A 23,685-nucleotide genomic window follows, 5' to 3' on the forward strand; every position below is an offset into this window, starting at 1 on the left:
ATAGCAATTGTTTGGGGTAAAATGGGTCTGTTGACAATACAGACTTCATAAGATACAAAACAAAACGGGTAATGCAATTATCGGCTTGTTGCTGTGCGGGAGTTTTTTTACCACTAAGACACTAAGGGCACTAAGTTTACTAAGAGAAGCTCAACTTTGGACAACCCTTAGTGATGCTTAGTGTCCTTAGTGCGGTGAATACTTAAGTGAATCCAAATTAATTAAACTTATTGTTGGGTCAGTAGTATCAAACTCTACCAAGAACTTAAAACCATCGCATATATTGCCTCTCCTACTTTTATCAAAATCTTTAGTTCCAGCATATACAGTTCCTTTATAATTGAATCGATACTTTACAGTGGGCAAAGAGCTTTTTACATTTTTAAAACAATCGTAGGTTACTGCTTCTGTAATGCCTTTATGGGCCTCCAACGAAGAAAATTTTTCATGTCTGCGTTTCTGATCAAAAAAAATAAAAACTCCAAAAACAATCAAAATAACAATACCAAGAAGATTGGAGTTATTACTAAATCCCTTCCTTTTTTCTTTACCCATATTCATTCCTAACTTATATTTTATTCACTGGTTATAATTTATTGAAACTATTTTTCTCCATCCAATATGTCTTTTCCAAAATAAACAATAAAAGCGTTTGTCATTACTCGTCTGACAAAAATCTCACAATTAATTGACTAAAAACAACCTACACAACCAACTAACTCATTTAGCATTTTATTACTAAATTTATTAGCATTTCACCTCTAACTTTCGTAATCTTGCAGTAGAATACCTCTTGCATGCAAGCCAATACTCCCCATATTGACCAGTCCATTGACAGCGATAAAAAAGCGCTGCTTGCACAATTGCAAAGAGCCATTCTTCCTTTGCAGGGAATCAGGAGCCCTTTACAAACACATACTGTAGAGAATGGATTGGGAACCATTAATGACGCTTTCCCAAACGGCACATTTCCTTTAGGAGCTGTGCATGAATTTGTTTCAACTGGAGCAGAAAGTTTTGCTGCCACCAGCGGTTTCATTGCGGGACTTACATCCTGCATTATAAATAACAATGGCATTGTGGTTTGGGTAAGCACTGCACGAACCGCTTTTCCTTTAGCCTTTCAACATTTTGACATTGAACCTGACAGGATCATTTTCATCGATCTTAAAAAAGAAAAAGATGCTTTGTGGGTGGTGGAAGAAACACTGAAATGCGAGCATGTTGCTGCTGTGGTGGGAGAAATACAGCAAATGGATTTTAATCAATCGCGCAGATTACAACTGGCAGTAGAGAAAAGCAGGGTGACTGGATTTATTATTCGCAAAGACGCAAAAAAAATTACGCCTTCTGCGTGCGTTACAAGATGGCAGATCCAATCATTACCGAGTGAATTGCCCAATGATATGCCGGGCGTGGGTTTCCCAAGATGGCAGGTGGAATTGTTGAAAGTGCGCAATGGCAAGCCAGGTGCATGGATCATTGAATGGAGCACAGGACAATTCAGGTTGATAGATAGAGAATTAAAGACAGTTTCCCTTTCATCCACTCAAGCAAAGGAACGATATGCCTAAGCGTTATGTTTCCATATGGTTCCGCTATTTGCTTACCGATCGTTCGGCACGGCATGCTCCGCAACTCAACAAAACACCGTTTGTTTTGGTAGCACCTGAACGCGGCCGCATGATGATCGTTGCCGCAAACGCACTGGCACAAAAGGAAAACATTGATGCAGGCATGGTACTGGCAGATGCTAAAGCAGTTTTCCCAACTTTACAATACAAAGATGCCAAACCGGGATTGGAAATGGTACTGCTGCACAACCTGGCTGAATTGTGCATTCGCTATGGCCCTGTCGTGGCAATAGATCTGCCTGATGGCTTGATACTTGACGCAACAGGTTGCGCTCATTTATGGGGCGGAGAAAATGCATACCTGCAAGACATTACCAACCGCTTTCGACGATTAGGTTATTATGTGCATGTTGCCATTGCAGATACGATTGGTAAGGCCTGGGCCTTTGCACGATTTGTTTCTTCAGGAAATGTGATTGATGATGAAACAACCATGTTGCTTTCTTTGCCACCAGCTTCGCTTCGCATAGAAAACAGCACTATTGAACGTTTACAGAAATTGGGCATCCGGCAGATCAGGGAATTGGTAAACATTCCACGTCCTGCCTTGCGGCGAAGATTTGGTCATTTATTATTGCAACGACTTGACCAGGCACTGGGACAGGAACAGGAATTTATTCAACCGGTTCAACCGGTGGAAGTTTTTGAAGAACGCCTGCCATGCCTCGAACCCATTTCCACTGCAAGGGGCATTGAGATTGCGTTAACGCGGTTGCTTGATACTTTATGTGAAAGACTTTACAAACAACAAAAAGGTGTGCGTACAGCCATTTTCAAATGTTATCGCATTGATGGCAAAGTGGAGCAAATTGAAATCGGCACCAGTCGCGCTTCACATAATGCACCACATCTTTTCAAACTATTTGAATTAAAGATCGACACCATTGAACCTGCGCTTGGCATTGAGTTGTTCATTTTGCAGGCCCCTAAAGTAGATGACATAATAATACCACAGGAAAAATTATGGAACGGCACCAGTGGCTTGCTGGATCCCGGCATTGCAGAGTTGATCGATCGCATTGAAGGAAAAATCGGGCCGGGGCATATTCATCGCTATTTGCCTGCTGAACATCATTGGCCGGAACGTTCCATTCAGCCTGCAACATCGCTTGATGACACACCTTTAATTCCATGGCGAACAGATAAGCCAAGGCCGATACAGTTGTTATCCGTTCCGGAAAAGATTGCAGTAACGGCGCCGATTCCCGATTATCCGCCCATGCAGTTTAACTACAAAGGCAAATTGCATAAAGTGGCAAAAGCAGATGGCCCCGAACGCATAGAGCGTGAATGGTGGATCGATAAAGGATTGCACAGGGATTACTATGTAGTGGAAAACGAACAAGGGCAGCGTTATTGGCTGTTTCGTTTGGGACACTATGATGAAGAGGATAAACCGGAATGGTATGTGCATGGTTTTTTTGCGTAGAGAGCAGCAGATTACGCTGATTTAGCAGATTGACACTGATTTTTATTTAGCACACAGATGACACGGATTAGACGGATTTACACGGACCTCTTTAATGAGTAATCGAATGAATTAAGTAGGTTCTGATGTTTGAAAAATCAGTGTCAATCTGCTAAATCAGCGTCATCTGAGTACCAATAAAAATCCGCGTAAATCCGTCTAATCCGTGTCATCCGTGTGCTAAAAAAGTGTGAGTTATGGATTATACAGAATTACAGGTAACGACCAACTTTAGTTTTTTGCAGGGCGCTTCGCATCCTGAAGAAATGATGCAGCAGGCTGCAGAGCTTGGTTATACAAATATTGCAGTAACAGATCGCAACACGCTTGCAGGCATTGTGCGTGCACATGTTGCCGCGAAGAACCGTAACATCCGCATGATCACAGGTTGCCGGCTTGACCTGTTGAACGGGCCAAGCCTGCTCGCCTATCCTACCAACCAGGATGCATACGGCAATCTTTCTGCTTTGTTAACCAAGGGTAATTTGCGTGCAGAAAAAGGCAGTTGTCATTTAAACAAAGAAGATGTATTTGCTTATGCAAAAGGCATTAAGTTTATTGCCATTCCACCCGCTTCATTAACACCTTCATTTGATATTGATGCAGATTTCATTAAATCATTGAAAGAGTATAAACAAGCGTTGGGCAAAGAATTATATCTCGCTGCCACAAAATCTTATTTGGGAGATGACGCAAAGAAATTGTTCCGCATTAAAGAATTGTCAGACCGCATTGATGTTCCCATGATCGCAACGAATGATGTCTTCTATCATAACCATGCACGTCGTGAGTTACAGGATATTCTTGTTTGCATAAAAGAGAAATGCACAATCTACAATGCGGGATTCAAATTGCATCAAAATGCAGAACGTTATTTGAAACATAAAGAAGAAATGTTCCGGCTTTTCCGTCATTATCCTGAAGCAATTAACCGCACACAGGAAATTGCCGAAGCTTGTAATTTTTCTCTTGACACATTGAAATATGTTTATCCTGAGGAGATCACTTCAGAAGGTCGCACACCGCAACAGGAACTGGAACATCTTGCATGGGAGGGCGCAAAGGAAAGATATGATGGCATTATTCCAGATAAGATAAGAGCTAACATTTTGCATGAAATTAAATTCATCAAAGAGATGAATTATGCCTCTTATTTTCTTACCGTGTATGATGTCGTCCGTTTCGCCAGATCGCAAAAAATACTTTGCCAGGGACGAGGTTCCGCGGCCAATTCAACAATCTGTTATTGCCTTGGCATAACAGCAGTTGACCCTACAAAATTCGACCTTTTGTTTGAGCGATTTATTTCTTCTGCACGCAATGAACCACCGGATATTGATGTAGACTTTGAACATGAACGACGCGAAGAAGTGATTCAATATGTGTACAAAAAGTATGGGCGTGACAGAGCTGCCATCGTTGCAACCGTTACACAACAACATCAACGTGGTGCTATTCGTGATGTGGGTAAAGCAATGGGATTATCGGTCGATGCAATCAGCAGGTTGTCAAGTTCTGTTTGGGAATTTACAACAGAATGGTTCGAAGGTCATCGGGTAGCAGAACAAGGTTTCGATCCCCGAGACCCACATCTGCTAAAGGTTTTGGAACTTACGCAACAATTCATGGGATTTCCGCGTCAGCTCGGGCAGCATACCGGAGGCTTCGTCATTACACAGGGAAAACTGACAGACCTCTGTCCTATTCTCAATGCCCGCATGGCCGACCGTACCAATATTGAATGGAATAAAGATGATATTGATGCACTTGGCTTTTTGAAAATAGATGTGTTGGCATTAGGTATGCTTACCTGCATTCGCAAAGCATTTGATTTGGCGAAACAACATTATGATCTTGAACTTACATTGGCAAATGTTCCCCAGGATGATCCGGCTGTATATGAAATGATCGGACATGCGGATACGATTGGGGTGTTCCAGATTGAGAGCCGTGCACAACAATCCATGCTTCCGAGACTTAAGCCTAAAACATTTTATGATCTGGTAATTGAAGTCGCTATTGTTCGCCCCGGCCCTATACAAGGCGACATGGTGCATCCTTATTTGCGCAGGCGCAATGGTGAAGAACCTGTGGAATATCCATCTGACGAACTGAAAGAAATTTTAGGCAAAACTTTAGGCGTGCCTTTGTTCCAGGAGCAAGCAATGAAAATCGCCATTGTGGCAGCTGGCTTTACTCCTGCTGAAGCCGATGAATTAAGACGCAGCATGGCCACTTTTAAAGTGCAGGGATTGGTTACAAAGTTCGAAAGAAAACTCATCGACGGCATGATGCGCAATGGCTACACCGAAGAGTATGCACGACGGGTTTTCAGACAACTGGAAGGTTTTGGCAGTTATGGCTTTCCTGAAAGTCATGCCGCTAGTTTTGCTTTGCTCGTATATATTTCTTCATGGCTCAAATGGTATTACCCCGATGTATTTGCCTGCGCTTTGCTCAACAGTATGCCGATGGGATTTTACCAACCCGCACAAATTGTGATCGATGCACGCAAACATGGTGTTGTCGTAAAACCTGTCGACGTCAATCATTCTTATTGGAACAATACGCTGGAAGAACAGGACGGAAAATTCAAAGCAATGCGGCTTGGTTTCCGCCAGATCAAAGGTTTACGGGAAGATGACATGCAATTGCTCGTGAACAACAGGAAAGAAAACTACCAAAACATACATGCATTGCGTGTGGCAGGCGTTCCACAATCTGCTTTGGAAAAATTGGCCGAAGCCGATGCTTTTCGCTCGATGGGCATTGACAGAAGACAAGCATTGTGGCAGGCTTCCGCCGTTCATGATCAACCTGCGGGGCTTTTCATTAACACTACTATTGAAAGCAAAAATGAAACCCAAATAGCCTTACCTGAAATGACAATGGCAGAACATGTGGTGCAGGATTACAGCGCTGTATCTCTTTCACTAAAAGCACACCCCGTAAGTTTTGTGAGGGAAAAATTGCAACGCCTGAATGTTAGGACCACGCAGGAACTATCCGACATTCCCAACGGTGCGTTTGTAAAAGTGGCGGGGTTGGTGCTTGTCCGCCAACGACCAGGAACCGCCGGTGGTGTGTGTTTCATTACCATTGAAGATGAAACGGGGTACAGTAATCTTGTTGTTTTTCAAAATCTCTTTGATGTATTTCGCAAGCAAATTCTTGGTGCCAAATTGCTGATGGTAGAAGGCAAATTACAGCGTGAAGGCGAAGTCGTCCATGTGATCGTACAACGCTGTTATGATCTTTCAAAAATGCTGAGGGATTTAACAGCAGTCAAAGTGCAGGATAGTGCACTACTCACCTTATCCCGCGCTGATGAAAGATCTGCTCCATATACTGACCATAATAAACGTGCTCAAACGAGAGAAAAGAATATGGAGATTAATTTTCCGGAGGCGAGGAATTTTAAGTAGAGACAAGGCAATGCCTTGTCTTTCTCACACCATCCGGGTACACTTGAGACAAGGCAATGCCTTGTCTCTACGGGATTCTTGCTTCATCGATTGCCCGCAAAATATTCTGCAGTCCCTTTTCCAATTTTTCCGTTTTATCCCAACTATATCCAATGCGCATATACCTTGCATCTTCCTCAAACCAGTGCCCACGGCCAATGTAGGTTTTGTATTTATTAAGCAGTATATCATGGAATTTATCAGCATCTACATTTATCTCCTTCTTTATCCGTGGGAAGCAAACACAGCCACCTTTTGGTTCCACCCATTCTAAAACATTTTGCTGCTCCATAAATTGCTTCAGAATAGCAAAGTTGTTTTTAATCGTCTGCATGTTTGGTGCAAACAATTCTTCTTTTCTCTTTAAATAGTGAAAAGCAATTTCTTGATCGATAACAGAATTGGTGATGCAAATTTGTTCTTTGGCCGCAAGAAAGGTTTCCATCAACTGCTTGTTCTTTGAAAACATCCAGCCAATGCGAATACCCGGCAAGCCGTAAGATTTTGACATTGATGAAATACTGATCACTCTATCCGACAAAGTCGCAGCGACAGGCAACTTCTTTACAAAGCACATGTCCCTGTATGTTTCATCGAGCAGTAGATAAGTGTTTTTATCTTCAATAATACCGATGATCGTACGAAGTTTGTCTTCATCGATCATAACGCCAGTTGGATTATGCGGATATGTAAGACTAACCAGTTTTATTTGTGGCGTAATTTTTTGTTTCAACTCTTCTACATCTAAATCAAAATTATTTTCAAACTTCAATTCAAGAAAAGAGATATCGGCACCAATTGCTCTGGGTGTTTCAAGATTGGTTGCGTAGTTAGATTTTGCAACCACCAAATGATCGCCTTTGTTTAATAATGACGTGGCTACGATAAACAACGCCATCGCCGCACCTGATGTGATCAATACATCTTCAACAGACAACCCAATTTCGCTTGTAAGCAGTTCACGCAACTCGGGCTTCCCCTTGTGATCGCCGTACAACAAAACAAGATCGTTGATATTGATACCGAGATCGCCCAAACGCTGATCAGTAAAGGAGCTCTCGGAAAGATTGCAATCGATGTTTTCATATCCAAATCCTTCAGGCGCTTCTATTTCGATTGGCATGCGTTTGTATAACATAACAGAATTTGTTTGAGAGACGTTTATTTAAGTAAAAATCAAAGTCAAAAAAGGGAACGCTGATCTTCATGATTTTCATGATTGTTATGATTTTCTAACACAGATCATGAAAAATCATGACAATCATGAAAATCTGTGTTCCTACTTAGAATGCGACAGTATTACTGCCTTGCCTAAGTTTTACAGTTTTCCCGTTCCAGATAAAATCACCAGTTACACCTTTTGGCAATTCGATAGCGGCATCGATACCATTCGCTCCTTTTCTTTTTAATGAAACAGATAGATTACCTTTTGGATGTGGCAACACGCCGTTCGCCCATTGAAGTTCACCAAGATGCGGTTCTATTTTAACCTTCGTAAAACCATACGCCGCAGGTTCAATACCACAGATGGTTGCGAGAAAATCATAGTTGGGACTTGCACTCCAGGCATGACAGTCTGATCTTGTGGGATCGGGATTTTCTGCGAACGTTGTTAATCCCATCGACAGCATATTTCGCCACGGCGTGAGTTGAGAATAGTAAGCTTCACCCATGCCGGCTTTCTTCAATGCCTGGTTCAAATAAAATCTGTAAAAGAAAGTTGCCTGGCTCAAACTCGCATCAATCAGTACTTTTTGCATTACCGCTTTTCGTTGCGTCGGGGGTATTGCACCGGATAACACACCCATGATGCTTGCATGCTGGCTGTATGTTTTCATCTCGGGAGTATTGGCCATGACATTTCTTTTACTATCAAAACATAACTTGTAAGTGGCGTTTGAAAGACGCGTTGCCAACGAACTGTATTGTGCTGCTTCATTTGCTTTGCCAAAAAATGCAAACAGCGCAGCAGCCTGTTGCAAAGTGTAGACGTAGTGCAATGTCACCAATGATGAGCTGCCGTCATTTGCACCGTCAGGAACGCCACCGGGAAACGAATTGTTCCAGTCTTCAAAGTTCCACCACTTCATTGGCCCAAGCATGTTTTTCTTTTGATCAATTTTATCTTCGTACCAATCGAGCACACCTCTCACTGCAGACAAATATTGTTTTACAAAAGCTGTGTCATTTCTGTACATCCAGTAATCGTACAACATGGATATCCAGTACAATGAAAATGTTGGGATCACTTGTATACGACTGCTTGGATAGCGGCCCTGCGTTAGGCCTTCCGGCACACGGGAAATGTAAAAGTCATGAATGGCTTTACGCATCAAACGATCATCTCCTGAAACATACAACGAAATCAAAGCCTGAATGCGTGTGTCCGCTTCGTATTGCAGTTGCTCATAGTAGGGGCAATCAAAATAAGTTTCACCGGCACACAATCTCGCCGTTCGCCAACCAACGTTCCAAATCTCCTTGAGGGAAGGATCACTGCATTCAAATGACGCGTTTTCTTTGAATGGATATCCGTTGGCCATGCCATGCAAATCAACAATTGTCAGAGGCTCCTCTTTTGTTTCTATATCCAATTGCAAATACCGGTAGGTACGCTGCCACAACGGGCGGAACAAGCGTTTGCCTCCGTCTGCAATAAACACATCGTAGTTGCCGTGTATTTCTTTTCCATCTATTTCATTTCGGTTGCCCTTGCTCAAGTTTTTGTCAAACAAGGCTTCTGCATAGGTTAGTTTTATCTGTGCATCCTTGCCATTGTTCACAAGCAACTCCGGAAAACATACGGTGTTGTATTGCTGATCGAGCAAAATGCTAACCTTGCTGCGTGCAGGAATTTCAAGCGGAGATTCTCCTTTTAAAAATGCAGGGTCAGGCTGTATCCCTTTTGATCTTCTTATTACTTGCATTCGTTGCGGAGTTTCTTCCATCAGCGGAATGGTGCGCGGAGACAACGACCATAAGTTGTCTGATCCATAACCAACCATCACCGCATTCGTTAGTTCACGGGCATTTGACCAATGGTTGTCATTGTAGTCCAATGTTTCCCATTGCCAAGGATATGCAGCAGCCTTTACGCTATCTCCGGGCCCAATAACCATGTATGTTCTGAGTCTTTCACCATTATCTGTAGAGCATGGATGATAAGCTGAGTCTTCATAAACCTTCCACGACTTGTTGGTATTGATATCGTCGTCTTTGTCATTATAGCTTTGCAAAAGGAAGCCTGTTTGATTGGAAACCTGTGCCACAGCGGCATGTTCGCCCATATTCCAGACCAATGCAGCAATAACGTTTTCACCCGCTTGCAGATAAGAAGCCAGATCAATTGTTTCAAAATTCCAGTTGTACAAATCACCGCGGGCAGGGCCTGCGCAAACTTGTTTTCCATTTACAAATAAACGGTAGCGATTGTCTGCACTTACATGCACAATGTAGTGTGGAGGTTTGCTTGCAAGTTTTAATATTTTCCGGAAATGATACACGCCATATCCACGCTGATCGATGTTTGGGCAACTAATCCACAAAGCCTTCCAATTGCCGGGAAGGTGCATCAAATCGACATCCTGTGCTTGTGCAAGTAATAAAGAAAAAGATAGAATAAATGAGGTGATGTTTTTTTTCATGCGCAGCAATCATTGTTGATTAGATGTTTAAAATACAAATAATCGACAATTTATTTACTACTTCTTCTGAATGCTAATGCGGCAGTCTGTCCCTGAACTTTCCATACACCCATGTTCCCGCAATGGCACTCAGCAACGTTACAATGATAACGGTTGCGCCTGTTCCTATTTGTGCAAACAAAGGACCCGGACACGCGCCCGTAAGTGCCCAGCCAAAGCCAAATAAGAGGCCACCATAGATCTGCCCTTTGCTGAACGGCTTCTTATGAAATTCTATCTTTTCACCGTAAATGGTTTTGATATTGAATTTCTTGATCAACCAAACCGACAACATGGCAACAGCCACGGCACTGCCGATTACGCCGTACATATGAAATGATTGCAAACGAAACATTTCCTGTATGCGAAACCAACTGATGATTTCTGCTTTTACGAATACGATACCGAAGAAAACGCCTACTATGAGGTATTTGATATTGTGATACCATTTGTGTTGCAATTGACTTTCGTTGATGCAAATCGTATCTAAAGAGCGAACCTCAAAATCTGTATTAAACTCGGTTTCTATAATAGTTTCTGTTTCCATTAAATTTTCTTTTTACAATGCAAGAATGAAAGGAAGAATAAGATTGGCCATGATAAAACCGCCAGCCATAAAGCAAACCGTTGCTAATACAGACGGCCATTGCAATGTGGAAATGCCCATGATGGCATGACCACTTGTACAACCTCCGGCATAACGCGTGCCAAAGCCCACAAGAAAGCCGCCTCCTACCATAAGGATCAGGCCTCTTATGGTTAACAATGATTGCCAGTTGAAAATTTGCACGGGTACCAGCGAATGATAATCTGTGATGCCATAGTGCGACAAGTCAGCTGCAAGAGCAGGATTCACCACCACCGGTGAAGGATTAGACAACAGCGATGCAGCGATGACGCCTCCAACAAAAATGCCGCTGACAAAGAAAAGGTTCCATCTTTCTTTTTTCCAGTCATAATGAAAGAAAGGAATTTTAGCGGGAAAACATGCGGCGCAAATATGCCGCAAAGAAGAACTGATGCCAAAAGATTTGTTGCCAAGAATAAGCAAAATGGGCACAGTTAATCCGATTAATGGCCCGGCAACATACCATGGCCAAGGGTTACGTAATAGTTCGGTAATGGTCATTCGAATTACTTTTACTAATGCGAATGTAAAACTATCTGAAGGTTATTCTGCAAACTTTGTTTTGAAGCGCCGATCAGGGCACAGGAATGGCTTCTACAACCATTTCATTGCCAGCCTTGTCGTAGTAGATGCAGGTCATTTTTACGACATCTACTATCCAAACATTTACTCCTGCCTCCGCTGATTGCTTGCAAAAAGTCATGTAATCAGTTTGCCCCTGCTGATGAATTTTCAATGCATGTTTTAGGGCATCAGCGCTCCCTTCGTCAGCTATTGGCATTGGCTGCCACTTAGCATCTGCAGAAACCGAAAAATTGTTTTCACCTTTGTATTCTATATGTCCGTCACTTACATAATGTTCATAAGATCGAACGCCCAGCGATTTTATGTCTTGCACATATGCAGGGAAATCGGCGCCGCTTTTTACTTTTGAATGGGCCTGTTTTATCTGGTCAATTGTAAACATCATAATGTCGTTTAAATGATTATTTGTAAAAGATACGGCAATTCTTTTTGTTGAAAATATTAGTTACATTGAATATTATTTTCACGACTCATACTGAAACTGCATGTCACTAAAAGTAATTTTAACCGGCGCTACGGGCCTTGTTGGTGAAGGCGTACTGCTTGAATGCCTTGCGCACCCAAATGTTTCCGAAATTTTGGTTATCACAAGAAAACCCTACACAGGCGTGCGTAACGGCAAAGTGAAAGAGCTGATCCTTCACGATTTTTTTGACGTTCATAATGTGCGCGAACAACTCGCCGGATACAATGCTTGCTTTTATTGCGCGGGCATTAGTTCACGTGGAATGAATGAACAACAATATTCACGAATTACATACGACACAGTAATGGTATTCGCCAATGAGTTGGTCCGCGTAAATCCATCATTGGTTTTTTGCCACATTTCCGGCAGCCATACCGATAGCTCAGAAAAAGGAAAGATCATGTGGGCACGTGTAAAAGGTAAAGCGGAAAATGCTTTAATGAAATTGCCTTTTAGAAAAGTCTACAATTTCCGCCCGGGTGCGATGAAGCCAACAGAAGGCCAGCAAAACGTCAAAGGCTATTATAAAATCATTGCCGCGTTATTCCCTGTATTTAAAGCGTTGTTTCCCAACAACAGCAACACGATCCATGAACTTGCATTGGCAATGATCAATAGCGCAACGAAAGGTTACGAGAAGAATGTGCTGGAAGTGAGTGATATTAAGAAAGCAGCGAGCTTCAATTAGGAATTAGGAATTAAGAATTGTTGACTGCACTATCATTCCGTTTGTTATCGATCTCCTTGCAGCACAGAAGGAATTCTTAATTCCTAATTCTTAATTCTTAATTATTTCTTTGATAACTAATCGTGGGATCTCCTCGCCGACTTTCCTTTGTAAAAATAAAAACTGGCATTTCAGTCACTATAAAATTTTTCATTTCTCTTTCTGTTAACGGCGTTACATCAGCTGTTTGTTTCGAGAAATTATACACTTCTTTTGTTGCGCTCTGTGAGATTTCAATTTTCAGATTTTTATGCAAGGTGCTGCCGTCTTCACTTCCTTTCCAAACGGAGTACATAACGGAATCCCTGTCGTTTTGTTTTCGCCACTTGATGAGCCACAGCCCAGTGCCGCCGCTACTTATAACGCTGTCAACGGCGTAGCCACCCATTCTCCCATACATCCATTTCTTTGCATAGTAGTTGGGAAATTTTGTTGACAGACCATAATTACCTCCGCCCCAACCTGCGGTGTAAAAATTAATGCTTACATTATTTGTCTGATCAAGATTGGCATTGTGCGCATTGTATTCCGTAAAGCCATCCAATTCGCTTGCACCCATGATCAAATCCATTCGCATAATTGCAATACTTTTTGATTGAACAGAATCATAACCTTTGATGATGGGCACAGCGGTTGTCGTCCAAATACCGGCCAATTGTTTGGTAGATTTTGAACGCACAGAAAAGTTATCATACCCATACTCTGTGTTCCATGTTTTGATACTTGTGTCGCCGGTAATTTTCCAGATGTATTTGGCAATGGCACTGCATTTCTCGTACCAGTTATTCTTCTCAGGAACCATTCCGCTATTTCCAATCTGTTCTTCGTAAGTAGGGCCAAGTATATTACAGACAGTATCTAGCGACCTGCTGTAATCATGATAACTGAACACATCGAAAAGCTTTGTTGTGGTGTCTTTCATCATTGTGTAGGCGAGCAACATTACGGTTCTGATGCGAAACGTATCGGCATATGTTTGTCCTGCATAAATGATCTTTGTTCCAGGGTCTGCATTGCGAATACCAAGTGTATCGCCCAAATATTTGTTGTTTCCATTCACCGCCATGACAAGCTTTGCAGCTGATACAGCAGGCGGTTCGTAAGTATCATCTTCATTTCCAAGCTCTATGTATTGATGCCAATTCTGAGCATACCCGGACAGCGTTTTGTCGTTGAACCATCTGTATTTTGAGCCACTCAGTTTTTTGTTGTTGCCCCATTTGTAAGCAAGCTGATAAAATAATCTGCCGTGCGAAATATAATTTAACCAATCTCCGGGCTCTGCATATGGCTTGTCTATATTATTTCTTACGCTTTTACCCATCTCCTTTCCTGCTCTTTTGGAAGCTCCAAGTACTGCCAGCCAGTGATTGTAACCATGTGGTGTCCAGTATTGGTTCCATTTTAAATAACCAGGAAAATAATCTGCATTAAAAAGTTGACGGTTCTTTGTAGCGGCATTTGTGTCAGTGTCGTACCAGTCAACATTTACATATTGGCGTATATTTTTTACAATGCCTAAAACATTTGTATCTATCTGCACTCCAGTGTTGATGCCCGCTTTCTCAAACAAAGTTTTTTGCGCGGGCAACGGTCCTTTATAGCCTGCAGGCTCAATCGTTTTTTCATTTCTCGGTGCGCCATAAAAAACAAGTTCATTGATATAGGCGGTGGAAATATAGCCGTTTCTTTTTTGAAGTGTGTTGCGAATCATAATATACCGCATACTGTCTGTAATGTTTGAAACATTTATCCATGCACCTTTTGCAGAAGTGCCACCCCGCGTTACCAAAACAGCAAAGGGTTGCAACATACTATCCGGCCTGCTGACCATGTAGGGTATCTTTCTTACATCGGACTCTTCTATTACTTTATCAAAATTGTAGAAATACAAACTATCACCGGGTTCAAAATTTTTCTCAAAGCCGTAAACATCTGTTATATTGAATTTCTTTCCGTGGGTTATCAATGCATGTTTTATCAAAGGATCATTCGCAAGATCTACAACAATGCATCGTCCTCTTTTGCCCGGAAAATAATATCCGCCAAATGCCAGATCACCATTATCAGCGCCATAAAAATAACTCGCGTCTCTGCCCGATGCAGGAACAGGATTTGTTGTGTCGGCCCTTACCATCTTTGGTTTTCCAAGTTCATCAAATACTTTCTGTGCCTTGAATTTTTGATCACCGTTTTTCGGATCAACCGTTTCAAATCCATCGAAATAATTGAAAGGTCTGTCTTTGTGATTAATACGACCGGAAAGATCATACAAGCTGCTTTCAAACACTTTGATCTTTGCAGAAAGAACAGCTGATTGCGGTCTTGCTCCATTGCGATTCAGCAACCACCTGTAAATGTTTGTAACCGTATCACTGCCAAGCGGCGAAAACACACTATCCCACGTCACATTATTGAATCCGTTGTTTGCCATGTTGTACATGATAAAAGTGCTGTTGCCCACAGACTCAGCCAGCTTATTGCTCATTGCCTGTGCCGGTTCATACTGGCAACATTTATCGGTGTTCTGTTCGTGAAAAAATTTGGTATTTGTATGCTTGTAATTGGCAAATGCCTGTGGCCCGGGATACAAGTTAGAAATGGAAATAAAAATAGCGTGACTGATTTTACCTCTGTATTTTAAATCACCATGCCCACCCGTGTACCATGCCAGATTATCCCATGCATCGCTGGCACCTTGACCTATGCCGTCTATGCACACATACTTGTAAGCGCCATCTTCATTCTTAACATCATCGATGGGTAAACTTCCCAGGCAATAATCCATCACCTGGTTAAACATTGAAGGATATTTTAAAGCGCCAGCAGATGTTGCCAGCGGACAAACATGTATAATACTATCAGCGATGGTCCCCAGGATGCGATCGTTCATGACCTGCCGCGGAAAGCCTGCACCAAACAACGAAGAGAGCTGATCACCCACCTGGGCTACACCTCCGTAATGTATCATTAACGCATACTTTTTTCCGGGTACTCTTTTTTCTGCGGCGGGATAGATCAGGGCTTTAATTTGCGACCCGCCTATTGTAACGCTGTCCATTCCATAATACTGAGCCAATAATGTGTTGCATAGTAACACTAAAACACCAAGCATTAATAAACTTCTCATCCAAACTATTTTTTCAATTTACAAAATAACCATCAGGGATGAGTATTTGTTTGAAGAGTTAGCACACTGATAACACTGATTTGACTGATTTACACAGATTTCTTCTTAGTGAACCTCGATGGCCTTAGTGCCTTAGTGGTAAATATTTTGAACTTTGCATTAATAACTGTTAGCCTCAAAGCATGTAGGCAGTCTTTTTTACCACTAAGGCACTAAGAACACTAAGTTTCACTAAGGCTATATGCTTGCGCTGCTGCTTTCTCTCGCTGTTGCTAATCTCCTTTATGATCCTTCTTGTCTTTAAATCTAATTCTTGCTTTATTTCCTGCAGCTTCTCTGCAGAAGATAAAGGCCGGCATTTCTGTTACACTGAAAGTGTAAGAATCATTCTTCTTGATAGCTGTCACGTCTGCAGTTTTGGTAGAGAAATTATAAACTTCCTTTGTAGTACCAGAAGTAACGCCTTCAATCTTTACATCCTCGTAATCTAATTTAGTGGCATTCTCACTTCCTTTCCAAATAGAGAACATCACAGAGTCGCGGTCTGTTTGCTTTCGCCACTTGATGAGCCACAAGCCTGTACCGTCACTGCTTATAACGCTATCAACTGCATAGTCACCCATTCTTCCGTACATCCACTTCTTCGCATAATAGTTAGTAAACTTTGTCGACAAACCATAATTTCCGCCACCCCATCCGGTTGTATAAAAATTGGTGCTTACGTTGTTAGTGGCATCAAGATTTGAATTGTGCGCATTAAATTCTGTAAAGCCATCGAGCTGACTTGCGCCCATGATAAGTTCCATGCGCATCATGACAATGCTTTTGGATTCTACAGAATCGTATCCCGTAATTCGCGGAACTGCAGTTGTCGTCCAGTTTACACCGAGTTGATCTGTCGTGCCCGGTCGAACAGAAAAATTATCAAACCCGTATTCCGTGTTCCATGTTTTAATGCTTGTGTCGCCTGTTATTTTCCAAATGAATTTTGCGATGTCGCTGCTCTCATTGTACCAATTGTTTCGTTCAGGTATCATGCCCCCGTTTCCCACTTGTTCTTCATAAGTAGGGCCAACTATGCCTGACACAGTATCGATCAGTCTGCTGTAATCATGATAACTAAACACGTCAAAAAGCTTGGTAGTCGTATCTTTCATCATTGTATATGCGAGCAGCATTACGGTGCGAATACGAAAAGTATCAGGATATGTTTGACCTGCATAAACAATCTTTGTTCCCGGATCTGCATTTCGGATACCCAGTGTGTCGCCCAGGTATCTATTGTTTCCATTGACGGCCATGATCAGCTTTGCAGCAGAGACAGCCGGAGGTTCGTATGTGTCGTCTTCATTTCCTAATTCTAAAAATGGATGCCAGTTTTGTGCGTAACCGGAAAGCGTCGCATCGTTGAACCACCTGTATTTAGTGCCATCCAGCGATTTGTTGTTGCCCCACTTGTATGCCAGCTGATAAAATAGACGGCCATGGGAAACATAATGCAACCAATCGCCCGGCTCGGCATAAGGTGTGTCAATATTGTTTCTTACACTTTGCTTCATTTCATCTCCTGCCCTCTTGGATGCTCCAAAAACTGCGAGCCAATGATTATGATTATGCGGGGTCCAATATAGGTTCCAATTTAAGTAACCGGGAAAATAATCGGCATTGAAAAGCTGTTTGTATTTGGTGGCAGGATCAGTGTCTGTATCGTACCAGTCTACATTTACATACTGGCGAATATTCTTCACGATGCTCATCACATTCGTATCTATCTGCACTCCAGTATTGACGCCGGATTTATCGAACAAAGTTTTCTGTACAGGCAGGGGACCTGAGTAACCAACAGGCTTCTGAGTGCTGTCTCCTCTTGGTGATCCATAAAAAACAACTTCATTGAAATAAGCGGTAGAAGTATAACCACTTCGCTGCTGAAGAGTGTTGCGGATCATGATGTATCGCATACTGTCGGTAATATCGGATACATTTCGCCACATGCCAGTGGATGATGTGCCGCCTTGCGTAACCAATACAGCAAAAGGTTTCAGCAAACTATCGGGCCGGCTGATCATGTAAGGAATCTTTCTTACATCGGTTTCTTCAATTACTTTATCGAAGTTGTAAAAGAATAAGCTGTCGCCCTGCTCAAAATTTCTTTCCCATCCATAAACATCCGTGATGTTAAATTTCTTTCCGTGTGTTATCAATGCATGTTTTATAGAAGGATCATTGGCAAGATCTACAATTATGCATCGTCCTCTTTTACCTGGAAAATAATAACCGCCGAAAGCAAGCGTACGATCACTCGCTCCATAAAAATAGGCACCGTCTCTTCCCGACCCCGGTATGGCATTTGTCGTGTCGCCTCGCACCAGCTTAGGTTTTCCTAACTCATCCAAAACAGTTTGTGCCTCAAAATCTATGTTGCCATTTTTGGGATCGATTGTTTCAAAGGCATCAAAAAAATTAAAAGGCCTGTCTTTATGGTTGATGCGACCGGACAAATCATACAAACTGCTTTCATAGACTTTTAATTTTACAGGAGTAAAAGTTGGCGGCGTTATAACTTTAGCACTATTCAGCAACCACCTGTAAATGTTTGTAACGGTGTCTGCTCCGAAAGGAGAATACATGCTGTCCCACGTGAAATTGTTAAAGCCATTATTTGCCATTGTATAAAGGGTAAACGAACTAATGGCGCCGGTCGTTTTGGCAAGCGTGCTGCTCATAGATTGTGCCGGGCCATACTGGCAACAGGAATTTGTATTTTGCTCGTGCAGGAATTTCGTATTGGTGTATTGATAATTTGCAAAAGCTTCCGGTGCAGGATATAAATTAGGAGTGGACATAAAAGTAGCGTGACTTATTTTTCCGATATACTTTAACTCTCCATTGTTGGTTGTGTACCATGCAAGATTGTCCCACGCGTCACTGGCCCCCTGTCCTATTCCGTCTACAGAAATCAGTTTATACATTCCGTGACCATCCTTGCTTGAATCGACAGGTAAGTTAGCAAGGCAATAGTCCATCACCTGGTTAAACATGGAAGGATATTTCAATGAACCGACACTTGTTGACAACGGGCAAATATGAATGATGCTATCCGCAACGGTTCCCTGGATTTTATTGTTCATCACCTGCCTTGGAAAACCGGCACCAAACACAGATGCAAGGATACTTCCAACCTGGTCAGTACCTTCATAGTGGATCATCAACGGATACAACTTACCAGGTATTCGCTTTGCAGCTGCAGGATAGATCACAGCCTTGATATTTGAAGTACCAAATGTTACGCTGTCCATTCCGTAATATGGAGCCGGCGTGGGTGCCGGCGGCGATGCACTATTTAACAACCATCGGTAAATATTTGTAACAGTGTCGCCGCCAAATGGAGAGTACATGCTATCCCATGTAAAGTTGTTAAAACCATTGTTCGACATAGTGTACAGCGTAAACGTACTAATGGCGCCAGTTGTTTTAGCAAGAGTACTGCTCATGGATTGTGCGGGGCCATACTGGCAACAGGAATTTGTATTCTGCTCGTGCAGGAATTTCGTATTGGTGTACTGATAATTGGCAAAGGCATCTGATGCCGGATATAAATTAGGAGTGGACATGAAAGCAGCATGTCCTATTTTTCCGATATACTTTAAATCGCCATTGCCTGTGGTGTACCAGGCGAGGTTATCCCAGGCGTCGCTCGCACCCTGCCCGATGCCGTCTACGCATACGAGCTTGTACATACCGCGATCGTTCTTTGCAGTATCTACAGGCAAATTGGCGAGACAATAATCCATCACCTGGTTAAACATGGCAGGATATTTTAAAGAACCGGAAGATGTAGCCAGCGGACAAACGTGGATGATGCTATCCGCCACAGTGCCCTGTACTCTATTGTTCATCACCTGCCTGGGGAAACCCGCACCAAACACGGACGCAAGCACGCTTCCCACCTGGTCTGAACCTTCGTAGTGAATCATTAATGGATATTTCTTGCCAGGGATTCTCTTCGCTGCTGCCGGGTAAATCACTGCTTTAATATTGGAACTACCGAGGCTAACACTGTCCATTCCGTAATACTGTGCAGATAAAGTGTTGCATAACAGCGATAAAAATGCAAGTAATAGTAAGTTTCTCATCCGTAGAGTTTTTTGACTTATGAAAAAGTGTTGCTTCTACTTTCAAGGGTGAGAACTATTTTCCCTGACATCGTGTGTGCGATAAGGTTTCAGCGTTTTATAACACAATTGCTTATTGTTTAGTTGAAATGATTAGCGATTGTGAATATTTTTTAGAACAAAGCCCTTTTAAAGTTGTTACACAATTCATTTAATAAATACAATCGTATGGGAAAATTTGTAATCGGGCAAACCGCAAATGCCGGCTACCGTTTTAATTTGAAAGCAGACAACGGGCAAGTGATTCTTACCAGTGAAACTTATACCACCAAGGCTGCTTGTCAAAATGGTGTTGATTCGGTAAAAGCCAATGCAAAAGATGATAGCAAGTATGAAAAACTTACTTCGAGCAGTGGCAAATATTACTTCAATCTCAAGGCGTCCAATGGACAAGTGATCGGAACAAGCCAAATGTATGAAGGTTCGTCCGGAAGGGATAGCGGTATTGAATCTGTAAAAAACAATGCGCCTTCTGCCGTAGTTGAAGAGGAGTAAAACTATCGTTTGCCATAAAACGATTTAAAAAGGCTTCGATAATATTTATCGAAGCCTTTTAGTATTCAGCAAATTCTTCATTATAACATGGACGGCGCAACGCCATATTGCTTTTTGAATGCAAAGGAAAAATGTGACAGATCTTCAAAACCAAGATCGAGATAAATATCAGAAGCCGCCTGCCTTTTTTCTTTGAGCAGATAATACGCTTCCTGCAAACGTCTTTGTAATAACCAGCGGCTCGGCGTGATGTGAAATATTTTTTCAAAATCGCGTTTGAATGTTGAAAGACTTCTGCCGGTTAAATAAGCAAATCTTTTAAGATCAACATTGAAATGAAAATTTCGATTCATGAACCCCTCAAGATCTATTTTGCCGGGCTCCGAAAAATCAAAAAGAACATTCTTCAATGCAGGTTGTATTTGGAGCAACAACAACAAAGCTTCTTTTTGTTTTACGGAAAGTAATTCATTGGTTCCCTTGTTTTTAAACACATCTTCATAAGGCTTCAGCGATTCCATATAGTGCGCCAACACTGAGCTTGACTGTAGTTGCTGAAATGCCGGCGTTGCAATGGCCTTATCAGATTTATACCCAAACTCTATGCTAAAATCTCTCAGCATTTCCTGTTCAAAGAAAATAGAAACCGACCTGAACTCTCCGCCTTCTTCAGGATACTTCGCGTATTTTGCCAGTTGATTTCTCCTGCAAAAATAAAGCTCACCTTTATTGAAGATTTTGCTGGCAGTGCCATCATTCACCTCGAAGGCTCCTGAAACGATATATCCAATCGCATGTTCCGGTACAAACTGCTCGCCCGTTCTGCTTCGTGTAAAGTAACAGGAATATTGTATGGATGGTCGTGTGGTCATTTGGTTTTCTTATTTCAAATATAGTTGGGGAGCTGCAATTAATAATTAATAATTAATAATTAAAACGAGCAACACTCAAAGGCGAATAATGGCTGGGCAAAAGCGCTACTAATGCGCCGATACGAAAACCGAAATCTATTCAGCAAACCGCCGTATTAATTTTTAATTATTAATTATTAATTACTCAATAACTGCTTTCGCTTCCACATACGCCTCCAACCCATACACACCAAACTCCCTGCCAATACCAGATTGTTTGAAGCCGCCGAAAGGTGCCATGGGATCGTGGTTCAGACCATTGATCAATACACGGCCAGCGTTGATTTGTGCCGCCACACGATTTGCACGTGTTGAATCCGATGAGCTAACATAAGCCTGCAAACCGTAGTCAGTATCATTTGCAATGCGAATGGCATCTTCTTCGTTCTTATAGGTGATAATCGATAACACTGGTCCAAAAATTTCTTCTCTTGCGATGCGCATGTTGTTGTTGACGTTAACAAATACAGTTGGCTTTACAAAGTTTCCCGCCTCCAGTCCATCGGGCTGTCCTGCCCCACCGGTAAGGATTTCGGCACCTTCCTGCACACCGAGATCAATGTATTGTTGAACACGTGCAAACTGTTTTCTGCTCACCATTGGTCCCACTGCAGTGTCTTCATTTTTCGGATCACCGACTTTCACTTTTTCAACAGTTTCCTTTACAAGTATTCTAATTTCATCCAACCGATTTTCCGGAACCAGCAAACGTGTGCCTGCAATACATGCTTGCCCGCTATTCATGAAAGCCGCTGCAACCGCTGTTGGTATTGCTTTTTGCAGATCAGCATCATCTAAAATAATGTTAGGGGATTTGCCACCAAGTTCAAGCGTAACTCTTTTCATGGTATCCACTGCACCGCGTGCGATTGTTTTGCCAACTACGGTAGAACCGGTAAATGATATTTTAGCAATATCAGGGTGACGTGTAATTTCTGCGCCTACAACATTGCCCAAACCATTCACTACATTGAAAACACCCGCAGGCAAACCCACTTCGTGCAAGCATTCCAGCAACACCTGTGTTTGCAATGCACTCATTTCGCTTGGCTTGATAACTGCCGTACAACCAGCTGCGATTGCAGTCGCGAGTTTGTTGCAGATAAAACTGTTGCTTGCGTTCCAGGGAGTAATAATGCCCACAACGCCAAGAGACTCTAATCTTACTTTTGACTTTCCAATGCTTCGTACGAAATCAAAGTTTGTAAGCGTCTCGATGGTGCTTTGTATACCATTCAATGCATGCTGTGTGCTTGCTCTGGAAAATTGCAATGTGCCGCCATATTCCTGCACCATGATCGCTGTTAGCTCGTCTTTTCTTTTGGCAACAGCCTCATACATTTTTTGCAGGTAGGCAATGCGTTCTTCTTTTGTTGTTTTGGACAAATGTACAAAGGCGGCTTTGGCACTCGCAATTGCCTTTCGCGTATCTTCTTCATCGCCCAGTACTACTTTACCAAGAGGCTCATTTGTGGTGGGATTTACAAGGTCAAAAAGTTCAGTTCCGTGGGGAGTAACAAAGGCTCCGTTGATGTAGATTTTGTCTATCGTTTTCATTTTCAACTAATTTTGTGAACAATGATTTAAAATTGTCACACAAAGTTCAGTCAACAGAGGGCCTTCATAGTTTGCTAAAAAGTTCAATTTACTTTGTTAAAACGTTCAACCGCCAATTAAGAATTAGGAATTAAGAATTGTATGAGTGATGCATGCAATACGAAGCATGAATAGTGGGCGCAAGCCACCAAAACCCACCTGAACAATTTAAAATGTCCAGCCGGCATCATCGATCTCATTCTCGCGAATACCAAACTCAATTATTTTATCATTCTTTAACCGGAAGTAATGATCCCTTACCTGATCGGCCAGCAACGCACCATTTACGTCATGCACCACCTGGTGAACATGTACTTTGACCACGCCGTTTTCTACTTCTATTGTTAAAGGTTTAACTTTCGATGAAATCACCTCAAACTGTTTTGTCCAATATTCTCGAACAGCTTCGGGTCCGTACACAAAGTTGCCATCCATGGCATTGGCCCATTTAACGTCTTCGTCCATGTGGGCAACTATCTCTTCAATTTTTCTATCATTGAAAAGTTGATATAGATTTTGTATAAAAACGGATACATCTTTCATAACTATAAAATACAAACCGTAATCAATATTGTTTTGAAAATATTTTTATCTGTTCATTATCAATATTTTCTTGACCTTTAAACGCGGAAATTGATTGGCGAATTTCTATTTCTAATTTCTAATTCCTAATTCCTAATTTCTAACTCTAACATGTCCATTTTCAAAAACTCATTCGTTTCA

16 protein-coding genes are annotated in these 23,685 nt (G+C 42.0%); 5 read left to right on the plus strand and 11 right to left on the minus strand.

The genetic code is table 11. The annotated features are described in order from the left end of the window. Positions 1-186: 186 nt before the first annotated feature. Positions 187-561: a hypothetical protein gene (locus KTO63_RS17340; RefSeq protein ID WP_217792699.1), complete on the minus strand. Its 375-nt coding sequence runs from the start codon at positions 559-561 to the stop codon at positions 187-189. Between the two features lie 236 nt (positions 562-797). Here KTO63_RS17340 and KTO63_RS17345 point away from each other — a divergent pair, with 236 nt between their 5' ends. From KTO63_RS17345 to KTO63_RS17355, 3 genes are all read left to right on the plus strand, one after another. Continuing rightward, positions 798-1,574 (plus strand): ImuA family protein, encoded by a 777-nt coding sequence (locus KTO63_RS17345; RefSeq protein WP_217792701.1) that lies wholly within the window; start codon positions 798-800, stop codon positions 1,572-1,574. Then, positions 1,567-3,063, plus strand: a complete 1,497-nt coding sequence (locus KTO63_RS17350; protein WP_217792703.1) for a Y-family DNA polymerase — start codon at positions 1,567-1,569, stop codon at positions 3,061-3,063. The genes KTO63_RS17345 and KTO63_RS17350 overlap by 8 nt, the downstream gene beginning before the upstream one ends. Positions 3,064-3,299: 236 nt before the next feature. Beyond that, positions 3,300-6,527 (plus strand): error-prone DNA polymerase, encoded by a 3,228-nt coding sequence (locus KTO63_RS17355; RefSeq protein ID WP_217792704.1) that lies wholly within the window; start codon positions 3,300-3,302, stop codon positions 6,525-6,527. A gap of 67 nt (positions 6,528-6,594) precedes the next feature. Here the strand turns inward: KTO63_RS17355 and KTO63_RS17360 are convergent, their stop codons facing one another. The 5 genes from KTO63_RS17360 to KTO63_RS17380 form a co-directional block, all read right to left on the minus strand. Next, positions 6,595-7,704 (minus strand): pyridoxal phosphate-dependent aminotransferase, encoded by a 1,110-nt coding sequence (locus tag KTO63_RS17360; RefSeq protein ID WP_217792705.1) that lies wholly within the window; start codon positions 7,702-7,704, stop codon positions 6,595-6,597. A 145-nt stretch (positions 7,705-7,849) separates the two neighbouring features. Further along, positions 7,850-10,210, minus strand: coding sequence for an alpha-L-rhamnosidase-related protein (locus KTO63_RS17365; RefSeq protein WP_217792707.1), 2,361 nt, complete (start codon positions 10,208-10,210; stop codon positions 7,850-7,852). 73 nt (positions 10,211-10,283) lie between these two features. Continuing rightward, positions 10,284-10,796, minus strand: coding sequence for a DUF6691 family protein (locus KTO63_RS17370; RefSeq protein WP_217792708.1), 513 nt, complete (start codon positions 10,794-10,796; stop codon positions 10,284-10,286). A 12-nt stretch (positions 10,797-10,808) separates the two neighbouring features. Continuing rightward, entirely contained in the window at positions 10,809-11,378 is a 570-nt protein-coding gene (locus tag KTO63_RS17375) for a YeeE/YedE family protein (protein ID WP_217792709.1), read from the minus strand. Between the two features lie 73 nt (positions 11,379-11,451). After that, entirely contained in the window at positions 11,452-11,847 is a 396-nt protein-coding gene (locus KTO63_RS17380; protein ID WP_232373224.1) for a DUF1398 domain-containing protein, read from the minus strand. A gap of 100 nt (positions 11,848-11,947) precedes the next feature. On the opposite strand from KTO63_RS17380, the gene KTO63_RS17385 reads away from it, so the two are divergent. Then, a complete protein-coding gene (locus KTO63_RS17385) occupies positions 11,948-12,616 on the plus strand; it encodes a Rossmann-fold NAD(P)-binding domain-containing protein (protein ID WP_217792710.1) in 669 nt (222 codons plus the stop codon). Between the two features lie 97 nt (positions 12,617-12,713). Here KTO63_RS17385 and KTO63_RS17390 read toward each other — a convergent pair whose 3' ends face one another. Both KTO63_RS17390 and KTO63_RS17395 read right to left on the minus strand, forming a co-directional pair. Next, on the minus strand, positions 12,714-15,785 hold the full coding sequence (locus KTO63_RS17390) for a hypothetical protein (RefSeq protein WP_217792711.1): 3,072 nt from the start codon (positions 15,783-15,785) through the stop codon (positions 12,714-12,716). Positions 15,786-16,057: 272 nt separating this feature from the next. Continuing rightward, on the minus strand, positions 16,058-19,921 hold the full coding sequence (locus KTO63_RS17395) for a hypothetical protein (protein ID WP_217792712.1): 3,864 nt from the start codon (positions 19,919-19,921) through the stop codon (positions 16,058-16,060). A gap of 207 nt (positions 19,922-20,128) precedes the next feature. On the opposite strand from KTO63_RS17395, the gene KTO63_RS17400 reads away from it, so the two are divergent. Continuing rightward, positions 20,129-20,455, plus strand: coding sequence for a YegP family protein (locus KTO63_RS17400; RefSeq protein ID WP_217792714.1), 327 nt, complete (start codon positions 20,129-20,131; stop codon positions 20,453-20,455). Between the two features lie 80 nt (positions 20,456-20,535). On the opposite strand, the gene KTO63_RS17405 is transcribed toward KTO63_RS17400, so the two are convergent. The 3 genes from KTO63_RS17405 to KTO63_RS17415 all read right to left on the minus strand — a co-directional run bounded on the left by KTO63_RS17405 (position 20,536) and on the right by KTO63_RS17415 (position 23,505). Then, positions 20,536-21,327 (minus strand): AraC family transcriptional regulator, encoded by a 792-nt coding sequence (locus tag KTO63_RS17405; protein WP_217792716.1) that lies wholly within the window; start codon positions 21,325-21,327, stop codon positions 20,536-20,538. Between the two features lie 180 nt (positions 21,328-21,507). Further along, the gene (locus KTO63_RS17410) at positions 21,508-22,923 is read right to left on the minus strand and encodes an aldehyde dehydrogenase family protein (RefSeq protein WP_217792718.1); all 1,416 of its coding nucleotides are present in this window, start codon (positions 22,921-22,923) and stop codon (positions 21,508-21,510) included. A gap of 207 nt (positions 22,924-23,130) precedes the next feature. Further along, positions 23,131-23,505, minus strand: coding sequence for a nuclear transport factor 2 family protein (locus tag KTO63_RS17415; RefSeq protein WP_217792724.1), 375 nt, complete (start codon positions 23,503-23,505; stop codon positions 23,131-23,133). Positions 23,506-23,685 lie beyond the last annotated feature (180 nt).

This window comes from Pinibacter aurantiacus (assembly GCF_019130065.1).
Taxonomy (GTDB): domain Bacteria; phylum Bacteroidota; class Bacteroidia; order Chitinophagales; family Chitinophagaceae; genus Pinibacter; species Pinibacter aurantiacus.